The 13,010-nt window shown below is 62.3% G+C and carries 14 protein-coding genes; 1 reads left to right on the top strand and 13 read right to left on the bottom strand.

Annotated features, from left to right (window positions below):
* Position 1: 1 nt before the first annotated feature.
* The 6 genes from ACPF9B_RS00635 to def (ACPF9B_RS00610) all read right to left on the bottom strand — a co-directional run bounded on the left by ACPF9B_RS00635 (position 2) and on the right by def (ACPF9B_RS00610) (position 4,684).
* On the bottom strand, positions 2 to 817 hold the full coding sequence (locus ACPF9B_RS00635; protein WP_424178515.1) for a L,D-transpeptidase: 816 nt from the start codon (positions 815 to 817) through the stop codon (positions 2 to 4).
* Between the two features lie 153 nt (positions 818 to 970).
* The gene (locus ACPF9B_RS00630) at positions 971 to 2,176 is read right to left on the bottom strand and encodes an aminopeptidase P family protein (RefSeq protein WP_007205943.1); all 1,206 of its coding nucleotides are present in this window, start codon (positions 2,174 to 2,176) and stop codon (positions 971 to 973) included.
* Positions 2,177 to 2,278: 102 nt separating this feature from the next.
* A complete protein-coding gene (gene fmt, locus ACPF9B_RS00625) occupies positions 2,279 to 3,178 on the bottom strand; it encodes a methionyl-tRNA formyltransferase (protein WP_424178513.1) in 900 nt (299 codons plus the stop codon).
* 15 nt (positions 3,179 to 3,193) lie between these two features.
* Positions 3,194 to 3,703, bottom strand: coding sequence for a peptide deformylase (def, locus tag ACPF9B_RS00620; RefSeq protein WP_424178511.1), 510 nt, complete (start codon positions 3,701 to 3,703; stop codon positions 3,194 to 3,196).
* Positions 3,700 to 4,158, bottom strand: coding sequence for a peptide deformylase (gene def, locus ACPF9B_RS00615; RefSeq protein WP_424178508.1), 459 nt, complete (start codon positions 4,156 to 4,158; stop codon positions 3,700 to 3,702). The genes def (ACPF9B_RS00620) and def (ACPF9B_RS00615) overlap by 4 nt, the downstream gene beginning before the upstream one ends.
* Before the next feature lie 4 nt (positions 4,159 to 4,162).
* Positions 4,163 to 4,684: a peptide deformylase gene (def, locus tag ACPF9B_RS00610; RefSeq protein ID WP_424178506.1), complete on the bottom strand. Its 522-nt coding sequence runs from the start codon at positions 4,682 to 4,684 to the stop codon at positions 4,163 to 4,165.
* 99 nt (positions 4,685 to 4,783) lie between these two features.
* On the opposite strand from def (ACPF9B_RS00610), the gene ACPF9B_RS00605 reads away from it, so the two are divergent.
* Positions 4,784 to 5,956 (top strand): MalY/PatB family protein, encoded by a 1,173-nt coding sequence (locus ACPF9B_RS00605; RefSeq protein WP_007205948.1) that lies wholly within the window; start codon positions 4,784 to 4,786, stop codon positions 5,954 to 5,956.
* A 7-nt stretch (positions 5,957 to 5,963) separates the two neighbouring features.
* On the opposite strand, the gene ACPF9B_RS00600 is transcribed toward ACPF9B_RS00605, so the two are convergent.
* The 7 genes from ACPF9B_RS00600 to ACPF9B_RS00570 form a co-directional block, all read right to left on the bottom strand.
* A complete protein-coding gene (locus ACPF9B_RS00600) occupies positions 5,964 to 6,317 on the bottom strand; it encodes a hypothetical protein (RefSeq protein WP_007205949.1) in 354 nt (117 codons plus the stop codon).
* Positions 6,318 to 6,411: 94 nt separating this feature from the next.
* On the bottom strand, positions 6,412 to 7,182 hold the full coding sequence (gene cobM / locus ACPF9B_RS00595; protein WP_007205950.1) for a precorrin-4 C(11)-methyltransferase: 771 nt from the start codon (positions 7,180 to 7,182) through the stop codon (positions 6,412 to 6,414).
* A 41-nt stretch (positions 7,183 to 7,223) separates the two neighbouring features.
* Positions 7,224 to 9,035 (bottom strand): precorrin-3B C(17)-methyltransferase, encoded by a 1,812-nt coding sequence (gene cobJ / locus ACPF9B_RS00590; RefSeq protein ID WP_007205951.1) that lies wholly within the window; start codon positions 9,033 to 9,035, stop codon positions 7,224 to 7,226.
* The gene (cobI, locus tag ACPF9B_RS00585) at positions 9,026 to 9,727 is read right to left on the bottom strand and encodes a precorrin-2 C(20)-methyltransferase (RefSeq protein ID WP_424180305.1); all 702 of its coding nucleotides are present in this window, start codon (positions 9,725 to 9,727) and stop codon (positions 9,026 to 9,028) included. The genes cobJ and cobI overlap by 10 nt, the downstream gene beginning before the upstream one ends.
* A gap of 46 nt (positions 9,728 to 9,773) precedes the next feature.
* Complete coding sequence (gene cbiE, locus ACPF9B_RS00580) at positions 9,774 to 10,976, bottom strand: precorrin-6y C5,15-methyltransferase (decarboxylating) subunit CbiE (protein ID WP_424178502.1); 1,203 nt, start codon at positions 10,974 to 10,976, stop codon at positions 9,774 to 9,776.
* A complete protein-coding gene (locus ACPF9B_RS00575) occupies positions 10,969 to 11,619 on the bottom strand; it encodes a precorrin-8X methylmutase (RefSeq protein WP_424178500.1) in 651 nt (216 codons plus the stop codon). Before ACPF9B_RS00575 ends, cbiE begins: the two co-directional genes overlap by 8 nt.
* A 51-nt stretch (positions 11,620 to 11,670) precedes the next feature.
* On the bottom strand, positions 11,671 to 12,918 hold the full coding sequence (locus ACPF9B_RS00570) for a sirohydrochlorin chelatase (RefSeq protein ID WP_424180303.1): 1,248 nt from the start codon (positions 12,916 to 12,918) through the stop codon (positions 11,671 to 11,673).
* Positions 12,919 to 13,010 lie beyond the last annotated feature (92 nt).

The raw sequence follows: 13,010 nt of genomic DNA, 5'->3' as shown, positions 1-13,010 counted from the left end.
GTCAGATCATCCCCAGCCACAATGCATCAAGATCAGGCGGGCGGTTCGCCGCCTCGGCATCAGGGCCGATCAGCTCCTCAGCGGCGATCATCGTGGGCGGCAGCTCTACGCCACGGTCGTAATTTTCCGGATCGACGCGCAGCGATTCTTCAGGCGACCGGATCAGCACGGGCATCGGCGCTGTGATCTGGTTGTACAGATGGATGATGTCCTGATTGAACAGGCGAATACATCCCGCCGACCCCGAATTGCCGATGGACGGCAGGTCATTGGTGCCATGGATGCGGTAGAACGTGTCGCGCCCGCCTCGGAACAGATACAACGCGCGCGCGCCAAGCGGACTGCGCAACCCGCCGGGGATACCGGCCCGAAAATCGCCGTACACCTCGGGTTCGGTGCGCAGCATGTTCTGCGTCGGCGTCCAGCCGGGCCATGCCCGCATGAATTGCATCGTCGCGCGTCCTTGGATCGACCGGCCCGCGCGCCCTACGCCCACGGGATAGCGTGTCGCGGTGCCATCGGCCCTCACATGGTACAAAAACTTGGCATAGGGATCTACGTCGAGAGAATTTGGCGGCGCCTCGCCCTGATAAAGGCCGGTCACGCGGCGGTTGACACCCTGCAGGTATTCACTGGGGATACCCGGCAGGTTGTAACCGGCATCCATAATCGGGGCGTAGCCTTCGACCCAGTCTAGCTGTGTCGGCGGCTCCGGCTCTGTGACGGCGGGGTCTATTCGTGGCGCGCAAGCTGTCGCGGTACTGCCTAGCAACATCGCGCCAAAGGCGCGGCGACTGATATCATACGACAAGTTCATTCTGCATTCCTTGTGTGTCAGGTGCGGTGTTAACACCGCACCCCCAGACACCGAAACGCAAGACGGGCAAAAAGGTACCGTTGATCGACAAATTGTGACTTTTCGTGACAATTTACCCCAAAAATAGCGCTGATCGGCTGGTTTCAGCCGACGTTACGCAATGATGTTGAAGGCCGGACCATAGGGATAGCCGGTGATATCCTCGTTCCCGTCTTCGGTAATGAACAAAATATCATGTTCGCGGTATCCGCCTGCGCCCGGCTGACCATGCGGGATCGTCAGCATTGGTTCCATCGAAATGACCATGCCGGGTTCCAGCACGGTGGGGATATCCTCGCGCAGCTCCAGCCCCGCCTCGCGGCCATAATAATGCGACAGCACGCCAAAGGAATGGCCATAGCCAAAGGTGCGGTACTGCAGCAGATCGCGGTCAGCCAGGAAGGTGTTGATCTTGGCGGTTACATCCGCACAGATAGCCCCCGGCACAAGCAGGGACATGCCGTATTCATGGGCGGCGACATTCGCCTCCCAGATGGCGAGGCTGGCAGCATCGGCCTCACCCACGAACAGGGTCCGTTCAAGGGCGGTGTAATAGCCGCTGATCATCGGAAAGGTGTTGAGCGACAGGATGTCTCCATTTTCCAGCTTGCGCGACGTCACAGGGTTATGCGCGCCATCGGTGTTGATCCCCGACTGGAACCAGACCCAGGTGTCACGGTACTCGGCCTGCGGGAACCGTGCGGCGATTTCCAGCTCCATCGCGTCGCGCCCTGCCATCGCCACATCAATCTCGCGCACACCCGGTTTGATCGCATCGCGGATCGCATAGCCGCCAACATCGGCCACGGCTGCACCCGCGCGGATGAGGTCCAGTTCAGCTGGCGATTTGCGCATTCTTTGTGCCATTGTCTCTGCCGCCAGATCGACCAGACGTGCCGGTTGCAGATTGTCGCGCAAGGCCAGTCGGATCGCCACGGTCAGGTGGTCCGATTCGTAGCCCAGCACCTTGCCCAAACCCGTCACCGACCGCACCGCGCGCCAGTAATTGCTGCGGTCCCAATCGGTATAGGTGATCGCATCGCCATAAGACCGCCGCCAAGGCTGCGCAGCGTCGATGCCTGCGCTGATTGTCACGCAATCGGTCGGCGTGACGACCAGCCCGTATTGCCGACCGAAGCTGCAATACAGAAAGCCGGAATAATAAGCGATGTTCTGCATCGAGGTGAACAACACCGCTTCGACCCCTGCCTTGTCCATGATGGCACGCAGTCCCGCCAGCCGCGCCTCGTATTCGGCAGCGGCGAATGGCAGGGTCTTTTCACCTTGGTGGAATTTGTAGAAATGTGGACGCGCTGTCATGGCGGACCCTTTCCTCAACGGTCCCGGCGTTCAGGACGGACAAAGCCAGAGGTAGCGACGCCATCGCCACAGGCCTAGTGCTAGCGTAGGCCGCGCAGCCGATCAAGCCAATCTATCACCCAAGCTGAGCCCGTTCAGAACATCCGCGGCAGGCATCGCACGCTTGCCTTCGCGTTGGGCCGTGGTGATGGTGACGGCACCCGTGGCGCAGGCGATGGTAAAGCCATCCAGCACCGTGCCGGGAGCGGCATTGCCATCCGCTGTCTCAGCCCCCAAAAGCTTGACCCGTTCGCCCGCCACATCGCACCATGCGCCCGGAAACGGCGACAGCCCGTTGATCTGGCGCGCGACCGTTGCTGCAGGTTGGGCCCAATCCACGCGCCCCTCGGCCTTGTCGATCTTGGCGGCATAGGTGACGCCTTCGTCGGGTTGCGGCTCCGGTGTCAGATCGGGCAGACGGCGCAACGCTTCGACAACCAGCCGCGCGCCCATGGCAGACAGGCGGTCATGCAGGGCACCCGTCGTGTCATCGGCGGCAATGTCGGTCGCTTCGCGCAGCAGGACAGGGCCGGTATCCAACCCAGCCTCCATCTGCATGATGCAGACGCCGGTCTGCGCATCCCCCGCCATGATCGCGCGGTGAATAGGCGCAGCACCCCGCCAGCGCGGCAGCAAGGAGGCGTGAATATTCAGGCATCCCAGACGCGGCGCGTCCAGCACCGCCTGCGGCAGGATCAACCCGTAGGCCACGACGACGGCGACATCGGCGTTAAGATCGGCAAACTCCGCCTGCGCCTGCGGATTGCGCAAGCCGACAGGGTGCCGGACAGGCAGGCCCAGTTCCAAAGCCCGCAGATGCACCGCCTGTGGGCGGTCCTTTTTGCCACGCCCCGCCGGGCGCGGCGGCTGGGTATAAACCGTGACAATGTCATGCCCCGCCGCGACCAGCGCATCCAGCACCGGGACCGAAAACTCCGGCGTTCCCATGAAGATGATGCGCATGGTGTTTCCTTTGGATCAGATCGCAGCTTTAGCGGCGATTTTATGTGCTTTCTTGATCAGCATATCGCGGCGGACCTTGGTCATCCGGTCAAAGAACATCCGCCCCGCCAGATGGTCGATCTGGTGCTGTACCGAGGTCGCCCAAAGGCCGACGAAATCACGCTCCTCAACCTCGCCATCCGCGTTCAGAAACCGGACGGTCACGGCACGCGGGCGGCTAATTCGCGCCCAGACGCCGGGCAGGTTGGGCGAGCCTTCCTCATGGTCGCGGAACTCCACCGAACTATGCAGGATTTCGGGGTTCGCCATGCGCACCGCCTGCCCCCGCATGGTCGAGGCATCGACCACTGCCAAGGCCAGCCCGACACCCAATTGCGGCGCAGCCAAGCCGACACCGGGCATGGTGTCCATCGCCACGATCATTTCATCCCACAGTGCACGGATCTCATCGGTGATCGCGGCAACCGGCGCGGCTGGCGTACGCAACACCGGATGCGGCCACTGCACATAGGCGCGATGCGTCATTGCGCGACCCCGATATCGGTAATCAGCACACCGTCCAGATGATCGTATTCATGGCACACGCAGATCGCTGCGACACCGTCGAACCGGCCTTGGTGTACGTCGCCCGCGATATCCTGCCAGCGCATGTCCACCCATATCGGACGGGTGACCGCAAAGGCACGGTCGGGAATCGACAGACACGCCTCGACCGCAGTCGCGGTGGTCTTTGACCGTGCGATGATCTGCGGATTGACGAAGGCTTGCGGATCGGGGTCGCCGTCCTTCCATGTCGTGTCAATGACAAAGACCCGCTGCGAGACACCCACCTGCGGCGCGGCCAAGCCTCGGCCGGGGGCAGCATACATGGTCGCCAGCATCTCAGCCACGAGCAGAGCCAGAGCGTCGTCGAACGCTGTCACGGGTGCAGCCACGGCACGCAGCACCGGATCGCCATCAAACCGCAGATCCAGTGCCATGCCGTTACCCTCGTGCCATTTCGCGTTTCAGTTTCTGCATCTTGCGGGTGATCATCTGGCGTTTCAGCGGGCCAAGGTAATCAATGAACAACTTTCCGTCCAAATGGTCGATTTCATGCTGCACGCAGGTCGCCCAAAGCCCGTCAAAGCGCGCACGCTGCGGCTTGCCGTCAAGGCCCAGCCACGCCACCTCAACCTCGGCGGGTCGCGTCACTTCGGCATATTGCTCGGGGATCGACAAACAGCCCTCATCGTAAACGGAAGTCGCCTCAGAGGACCAGATAATCTCGGGGTTGATCAGGACCATGGGTTCGGGTGTCGCCTCGGCGTCTTTCTGGCAATCCATAACGATGACGCGGCGCATCACCGCCACCTGCGGCGCGGCCAGCCCGATACCGGGGGCCTCATACATGGTTTCAAGCATATCATCGGCCAGCCGCCGCAGATCATCATCAATAGATGCGACGGGGGCAGTCACCTTTTTCAGGCGCGGATCGGGATGAATCAGGATGGGGCGAATGGTCATGCCAGCGCATTTAGGCCGCGGCGATCAGAAATGCAACGCGGACCGCTTGCACAGCGCAGCGGTCGGGTTAGGCTGCACCAAAGCCAGAGGAAAAGCACCATGTCATTCAATACCCCCATCGACCGCCGCAATACGAACAGTTCCAAATGGGACCTGATGGAGAAATTGTTTGGTGTCGCGCCAGACAGCGGGCTGGCGATGTGGACGGCCGACAGCGACTATCAGACAGCACCCTGCGTTCTGGCCGCCATCGATCGCGCGCGCGACCATGGCGTTTTCGGCTATGGGATCGACAGCACGGATTACACCGATGCGATCACTTGGTGGATGCAGAACCGGCATGGCTGGACAGTGGACCCCGACTGGATCGTCTCGACCCAAGGGCTGGGCAATGCAATCGCGCTGTCGCTGCAATTGTGGTCAGAGCCGGGCGATGCGGCGGCGATCTTTACCCCCGTTTACCATGAATTCGCGCACAAGATCACCCGTGCGGGCCGTGTCGTAACCACCTGCCCGCTTGTGCGCGACGGTGATACCTATGCGCTCGACCTTGACGACGCCAAGACGCGGCTGACTGGCCGCGAAAAGCTGCTGATCTGGTGTTCGCCTCAAAACCCCTCAGGCCGGGTCTGGACCACGGCTGAATTGCGCGCCGTTGCCGCCTTTGCGCGCGATAACGGGATGCTGCTGATCAGCGACGAAATCCACCATGATCTTGTCTACCGCGACCATGATTTCGTGCCGATGGCCGTGGCCGCCCCCGATTTTGCCGACAATACCGTCTATCTGACGGCGGCGTCCAAGACCTTCAACATCGCAGGTCAGCGTACCGGCAACATGATCATCCCGAACGCGGATCTGCGCGCCCAAGCCCAGACATGGCAGGCGATGATGGATTACAAACCCGGCAGTCTGGCCATCGCGATGATCACCGCCGCCTATTCCGCCGAAGGGGCGGCTTGGGCCGATGCGCAAATGGACCATCTGCAGGCCAATCGCGACCTTTTTCAGGACGGGTTGCGCGCCATCCCTGGCGTCTGGTCGATGCCGTTGCAATCGACCTATCTGGCCTGGGTGGATTTTTCGGGCACCGGCATGGACCATACCCAAATCGCAGCACGCATCCGAGATGACGCAAAAATTGCCGTCTCACCCGGCCCGGCCTTTGGCTCCGGCGGCGAAAACTTCATGCGGATCAACTTCGCCACGCAGCGCCATGTTGTCGAAGACGCCGTGCAGCGTCTGCAACACGCGTTCCGCGACCTGCAATAGCGCGGCGTCAGCCACGCTTTTCCAGCAATCCGGCAGGGACGAAATCAGGATGCACAAAATCGGCGGCAGGCCGGTCAGCCACTGGCGTCAGCCATTTGAACTCGAACACGCGTTCTTCGTCATCTGCGACGGCGGAAACCACAAGACATTGATACAGGTGCTTTGGCCCGTCATAGATATCGACATGGCCGCGCAATTTATCGGACCCTTTCAGGTCCAGCGCAAAACCACCATCCCACAACCGCCTGATCCTATGGGTTGCATCGCCATCGCGCACCGACAACCTGTCCTTGCGGCGAAGCGCGGCTTTGCGGGCATCTTCCAATCCTTGGCGCACCGCTTCCGGCAAAAACGTATACATTCGAATCCCCCTGTTCCGCTAAGTGTGCGCACACAAAGGTAAAAATCAAGTAACGCGATCCGCCGCGATGCAGCATGATGCAGCCACGCGCCAGTCAGTCCGCCTTGACGCGCGGACGCAGCACATGCGGCTTGGCCGCGTCATAAAGTGCGGAATCAGGAAATCCGTGGTTTTCCGACAATGCAGGCCCCACCAAAATCAGCGCCGTGCGCGTGATCTTGGCCACGCGCACCTGCGCATGGATATCGCTCAACGTGCCACGCAGGATCAACTGGTCGGGCCAGCCCACGCGATAGATCACGGCCACCGGACAATCCGCGCCGTAGAACGGCACCAGCTGGCGCTCGATCTCGCGCAGCGCACGGATCCCCAGATGGATCGCCAGCGTCGCACCGCTGCGGGCAAAATTCTCCAGCGTCTCGCCCGCGGGCATGCCGGTCGATTTCATCGACATGCGTGTCAGGATGATGGATTGCGCCACTTCCGGCACGGTCAGTTCGGTCCCCAGCGCCGCCGCCGCAGCGGCATAGGCCGGCACGCCCGGAATGATCTGGTAATCGATCCCATCCGCCTTCAACCGCCGGATCTGTTCGGCAATCGCCCCGTAAAGCGACGGATCACCCGAATGGACCCGCGCCACATCCTGCCCCTTGGCATGGGCCTGCAGAATAACAGCATGGGTGTCGTCCAGCGTCATCGGGGCTGTATCCAGCACCAGCGCATCTGCTGGCGCACAAGCGACGACCGCCTCTGGCACCAGTGATCCCGCATAAAGGCACACAGGGCATTCCCCGATCACCCGCGCCGCCTTGAGCGTCAGCAGTTCGGGGTCACCGGGGCCCGCCCCAATAAAATAAACGGTCATCTTCTCTTTTCCCCAAATACTCCCGCCGGCAGGCGGAAATGTCATCCTGCCGCAAGATCACCATCAATCTTGCGGGCATAGCCGCGCGGCGTATACATCCGCGGCCCTGTCCCCAGCTGCGCCAGCCGTGAATGCGACGATCCGACCAGCACCACCGTCAGCATATCAACTTCGTCCACATCCAACTGATCCAGACGGCGATAGCGGATATGCTCCTCCGGCCGCCCCAGTGACGAGGCCAGCATCACCGGCGTCTCGGCGGGGCGATGGCGCAACAGGATGTCGCGCGCCTCGGCCAGCAGGGTGCGCCGGCGCAGCGACACCGGATTATAAAACGCAATCACGAAATCGCCGATCGCCGCCGCCTGCAACCGTTTGATGATATCGCCACGCGGCGTCAGCAGGTCCGACAAGGAAATCGCGCAGAAATCATGGCCCAAAGGCGCGCCTGCCCGCGCCGCCGCCCCTTGCAAGGCACTGACACCGGGCGAACAGACCACCTCGACCCGGCGGGCCGCATCCGACACGCCCATCTGGTCAGCGCTGCGGTCTAGGAGCTCGAACACCAGCGCCCCCATCGCGTAAATTCCCGCATCACCCGAACATACCAGCGCCACATTCTTGCCCAGCCCCGCCTGTTCCAGCGCATAACGACAACGATCCTCCTCGCCACCCAGCGGGAAATCCGACCGCTGCTTGCCAATCGCCAATGGCCCCAGCAGATCGATATATAGCCCGTACCCCACCAGTTCCTCGGCCTCGGCCACCAGCCGCGACACTTCGGGCGTGCGCCATGCCGCCTGACCGGGGCCGATGCCCACGACAGACAAGCGCCCGCGTCCGCGGCCCGCTAATACGGTGATCGGGGCGGGTGCAATCGCCAGCGCACAGGTCGCATTGGCCGTCTTGCGCTTGGCGATCAGCAATGTCGCCTGCGCCCCCGCCTGCGCCAATGCGGCCGCTTCGGCCACGCCATGCGTGCCGACCTCGGCGAAAACGACGTCGGACGGGGTGGCCAAACGCGGGGTCAACGCCTCAAGCTCAGCTGCTTCGAACAGGCGCAGTGGCACGTCCAGCGTGCGCGCCAGATCAATGATCGCCGGTTCATCCGCTTTCAGCGTGATCGTGTTGACGGACTGCACGGCCTCCGCCGCAACACCAGCCTCCGCCAGCACCTCAGCGACCAATGCAGCCATCTCGGCAGGGTCACAATCGCGCGCACAGCCCAGACCCAAAGTCAGGCGCTGTGGCGCGAATTGCAGATGATCCACCCCCAGATCAAACTGCGCCTTTATCGTGCAGGATAGCCGCAAAGCATCGCCTGCGGGCAAATCTGCCAGCCAAGGCGCATCACCCAAGACCCGCGCCCCGCCCCCCGATAAAAGCGCTGCCATCGCCCCCTTGGCATCTTCGCGGTTGACCAGCCTCCAGCCGCTAGGTGGTTCATCCAGCGCCACGCCCAGCGCCACATCGCCCGCCGTCGTCACCGCTGCCACAGCGCCAAGTGCTCGCGCAATTTGCGCCGCCAGCCGGTTCGCGCCGCGATGGCCACCCAACAAGGGCACAACCACCGCACCATCATCGGACACGGCAATTACCGGCGGTTCCGCCCTCTTGTCCGCCAGCAAGGGAGCGACCGCACGGATCAGGATGCCCGCCGCACAAACCCCGACCACCGGCACACCGGCAGCGAACAGATCACGCGCATGATCCAGCGCATTGGCAAAAAACGTATCCGCCTTTGCCACGCGCCCCTTGCGGCCATGGACCTGCGCACCCAAGACAGCGGCAACACGATGCGCCACAGCCTCGCCCGAGGCAGACAGCGCCAGAACAACCGGTTTCACAGCCATGGATCAGCCCCTTTGGTCAGCAGGATCATTGAAAAATAAGGTGCGGCCGCAGGTGCGTCAGCCAAGGGCAGCACGACCTCGTCGGGCAGGGTCGCGCGTTCGACATAAACCGCCATATCCGTCAGCCCCAGATCGGCGATCACTGTACGGATCTTCGCCAGATGGCGGCCCACCTTCATGATAACGACACTTTCGGCACCATCGATGCGCGCGCGCAATTCCTCCTGGGGCAAAGGACCAGGCAAAACGGTCAACCGCTCATTGCGCGCCACCAAGGGCCGGCCCGCCCGCGCGGCACAGGCGGTGATCGACGTCACCCCCGGCACGACCTCGACGCGGTAACGCCCCGACAGACGCGCAAACAGATACATGAACGACCCGTAAAAGAATGGGTCACCCTCACAAAGGCAGACAACATCCTGCCCAGCATCGAGCGCCGCCGCAATCTGCACAGCCCCGGCGTCATAGGCCGCCTGCGCAGGCGCGCGTTCGACGCTCATTGGCACATCCATCACGATCTCGCGGGCGTCAGGCGCGATCAGATCAGCAGCAATCGCACGCGCAAAACTCGCAGCCCCTGCCAACGTCGGATAGGCTACAACAGCGGCCCCTTCGATCAATCGCGCAGCGCGCAGCGTGATCAGATCTGGCGCGCCAGGGCCAAGACCGACGCCATAAAGCACACCCGTCACCATCCGCCCTCGCTTTGTTCGAAATACTCCCGCCGGAGGCTAAAAATCATCTTTTTACAAGGCTCCATTGCGTCACCGGCATCAGCGGTCGCCAGCCAGTCAACCGCCCGACAGGTTCGGCGCGATGCACCGAAAGTTTCACCAGATCCCCGCCATGCGTCTTATGCAGGGCGATCAGTTCCGCCTCGCTTTCCAGCGTCACGGCGTTGGCGACCAACCGCCCCAAGGGGCGCAAGGCGGCCCATGCAGCGTTGAACGTTTCACGGCTCAACCCGCCACCGATGAAAATCGCATCCGGGGCGTCCAAGCCATGCAAGGCCTGCGGTACCATCCCGTCGATCAGTTCCAGCTTTGGCGCGCCCAGCGCCAATGCATTAGCGGCGGCAAAGGCGCGTCGGTCTGCACGCGGCTCGATCCCGATGGCGCGGGCATAGCGCGCGGCGCGCATCCACTCGATGGCCACAGACCCGCAGCCACAACCGATGTCCCAAAGCAGCGCGCCACGCATCGGCATCAGCTTGGCGAGGGTGACAGCGCGGATTTCTTGCTTGGTCATGGTGCCGTCGGACTGGAACATGTCATCCGCCAAGCCCGGCACGCGCGGCAGCAAGGCTGCATCGGGGGCCGCGATACAGTCCACCGCAAGCGTGTTGAACGCAGGCACATCATGCGCCCAGCTTTCGGCCAAACCGTCAAAACGCGCCTCGTCCTTGCCGCCCATCGCCGCCAGAACACTCATCCGCGACGCGCCAAAGCCGCGTGCAGTCAGAAAGGCCGCAATCTGGGCGGGGGTTTCCGCGCCCGTGGTCAGGATCAACAACCGCGCCTCAGGCTGGATAAACGCGATCATCTGTTCCACCGGACGGCCATGCACGGTCAACGTTTCGACATCCGGCAACGACCAGCCCATCCGCGCCGCCGCCAACTGGAACGCCGACAATTGCGGGTGATAGACAATCTGTGCCGGATCAATCGCGCGTCCGATCCGCGCACCGACCGAGAACCACAAAGGATCACCTGTCGCAAGCACGACAACGCGTCTGCCGTGCAGGCCCCTGATCGTGGAAATCAGCGCATCAAACGGATGCGGCCAGGCCAGCCGTTCCGCTGTCAGGTTTTCGGCCAGCACATGATGCCGATCGCCCCCGATGATAACCTCGGCGGCTTCGACCACCGCGCGGGTTGCAGGCACCAGCCCCGCCATTCCATCCTCGCCGATGCCGACGATATGCAGCCATGCGTCAGACATCCTCGGGCAACCCCGCAGCCAGCGCATTCACTGCGGCCGACGCCATGGCCGACCCGCCACGCCGCCCGCGCAAGGCGATATAGTCGCAACCACGCGGATCGCGCGCGAGTTCTGCCTTGCTTTCGGCAGCCCCGACAAAACCCACCGGAAACCCAAGGATCACCGCCGGTTTCGGCCATCCTGCATCAAGCAATTCCAGCAGGTGAAACAGCGCTGTCGGCGCATTGCCGATGGCGACAACCGCGCCAGCGATCCGGTCCTGCCACAGCTCGACCGCAGCGGCAGAGCGGGTATTGCCAATCTTGGCTGCAAGCGCGGGCACCGCGGGATCGTTCAATGTCACGATCACATCGTTGCCAGCTAGCAGATAGCGCCGGATGATTCCTGCACCCACCATTTCGCAATCACACAGCACGGGTGCACCGGCGCGCAAGGCTTGCTGCCCTGCCACCGCCACCTGTTCGGAATAGGCGAGCCTATCGACGATTTCCACCATACCACAGGCGTGGATCAACCGTGTCATCAGCGGATGCAGGTCAGCCGCAAAGCGGTCAAGCCGCGCCTCGGCCCGCACGGTGGCGAAGCTTTGCGTATAGATTGCCTTGGGGTCGGTCTCGTAGGGACGCAATATCGGGCCTTTCATCTGGCACAAAGACCTGAGCCTCCGGCGGGAGTATTTTCAACAAAGCGAGGATCAGGGTTTCGTTTTGCGCGCGCTTTCCGGTCCATGCGGGTGTTTGGCATGGGGGTAGGGCGCGTGGTGATGGTGGTCATGGTCGTGATCGTGATCGTGACCGTGGTGATGGTGGTGATCATGCTGATCCTGCACCACAAGACGGCACATGCCGGTGCAGAACGTGGTGCAAAGTTTGCAATCGGCCACGTTTGATCCGGGCGCGCTCGCACCCTGGCCTTCGACATGGTGATGGTGGCTTTCTTGTAAGGCGCCGACCTCGCCCTCGAACCCCAGCACTTGCGTGCGGTATTTGCACAATACGCAGGTCGCGGGCGGCACCGCGCCAAAGGCAGGGTGGCTGCGGTCGGCGGCGCTGATCGTGTGGTTATGCCCATCCTCCAGCGCCAGCATCTGCGCGCGATAGCCGCAGATGCCGCAATTGGGCGGTGGGGTTGCGCTGTCTTGTTCCAGAATACGTTCGGCAAAGGTTTCCAGCACCTTGGGATGATCGCCAAGATACCCTGCCTTCACAAACTGAATGCTGGGATGTTCGGCGGCGACCTGATCGGTAAAGCCGTAGATCCGGTCGATCAGGATGCCTGAGAACAGAAAATACGGGAACACGATGATCCGCTTGTAGGGCAGGCGGGCGGCATGTTGCAGGCAGGGTTCAACCAGCGGAAAGGTCACGCCGGAATAGCCGACCTCGCACCAGCCAAAGCCCATGCCTTCCTGAATCATCCGCGCGATTTTTGCGACATTGCCGTTGGCGTCAGGGTCGGATGCGCCGCGCCCGATGACCACCAGACAGGTTTCCGCCACCGGCAGCGCGCCATATTTGACATTGGCGCGATCCACGGCTTCTTGCACGCGGCCTGCGGCGGCGGCAATCATCTTGGGGTCAATCCCCAGTTCGCGGCCATAATTCACGGCCAATCCATGTTTGGCAGCATAGGTGTTCAGCACGGTAGGAATGTCGTTTTTGGCATGCATCGCAGCAAAAAGCATTCCTGGCACCGCCAGAATCCGGTCACAGCCCGCCGCGCGCAGCCGGTCCAGCCCGTCACGGATCACAGGATTTGCAAATTCAAGATAGCCGTAGTCGGTGACCCAGTCGTCGGGCAGATAGGCAGGCAGCTTTTCCGCCAGCACCGCGAATTCATCCACGGCAGACTGGCTGCGCGATCCATGGCCACAAATCATCACACCTGTTTTCACGCTGTTTTCCCTTCGCCGCTGGCTCGGTCGGTCATGGCCGGATTTCATTTCTCCCGACATGACCAGAGACCCGCAAACCACGGGTGCGACGATGCGACAGCCTGGTCCCCGTCTGGGTCGACCGTCCTGTCTCCAACCGT

The sequence above is a fragment of the Yoonia sp. TsM2_T14_4 genome, assembly GCF_049602355.1.
GTDB classification, from domain to species: domain Bacteria; phylum Pseudomonadota; class Alphaproteobacteria; order Rhodobacterales; family Rhodobacteraceae; genus Yoonia; species Yoonia vestfoldensis_A.
The sequence above is the reverse complement of the archived record's forward strand: the minus strand, read 5'-3'. Positions and strand labels throughout refer to the sequence as shown.

Bases quoted from the DNA above. Each gene is read 5' to 3' on its own strand.
- cobM (WP_007205950.1), bottom strand. From the start codon at position 7,182: ATGACCGTTTATTTTATTGGGGCGGGCCCCGGTGACCCCGAACTGCTG.
- ACPF9B_RS00605 (WP_007205948.1), top strand. From the start codon at position 4,784: ATGTCATTCAATACCCCCATCGACCGCCGCAATACGAACAGTTCCAAA.
- cobJ (WP_007205951.1), bottom strand. From the start codon at position 9,035: ATGGCTGTGAAACCGGTTGTTCTGGCGCTGTCTGCCTCGGGCGAGGCT.
- cbiE (WP_424178502.1), bottom strand. From the start codon at position 10,976: ATGTCTGACGCATGGCTGCATATCGTCGGCATCGGCGAGGATGGAATG.
- def (WP_424178511.1), bottom strand. From the start codon at position 3,703: ATGACGCATCGCGCCTATGTGCAGTGGCCGCATCCGGTGTTGCGTACG.
- ACPF9B_RS00575 (WP_424178500.1), bottom strand. From the start codon at position 11,619: ATGAAAGGCCCGATATTGCGTCCCTACGAGACCGACCCCAAGGCAATC.
- ACPF9B_RS00600 (WP_007205949.1), bottom strand. From the start codon at position 6,317: ATGTATACGTTTTTGCCGGAAGCGGTGCGCCAAGGATTGGAAGATGCC.
- ACPF9B_RS00635 (WP_424178515.1), bottom strand. From the start codon at position 817: ATGAACTTGTCGTATGATATCAGTCGCCGCGCCTTTGGCGCGATGTTG.
- def (WP_424178506.1), bottom strand. From the start codon at position 4,684: ATGACCATTCGCCCCATCCTGATTCATCCCGATCCGCGCCTGAAAAAG.
- ACPF9B_RS00570 (WP_424180303.1), bottom strand. From the start codon at position 12,918: ATGAAATCCGGCCATGACCGACCGAGCCAGCGGCGAAGGGAAAACAGC.
- fmt (WP_424178513.1), bottom strand. From the start codon at position 3,178: ATGCGCATCATCTTCATGGGAACGCCGGAGTTTTCGGTCCCGGTGCTG.
- ACPF9B_RS00630 (WP_007205943.1), bottom strand. From the start codon at position 2,176: ATGACAGCGCGTCCACATTTCTACAAATTCCACCAAGGTGAAAAGACC.
- def (WP_424178508.1), bottom strand. From the start codon at position 4,158: ATGGCACTGGATCTGCGGTTTGATGGCGATCCGGTGCTGCGTGCCGTG.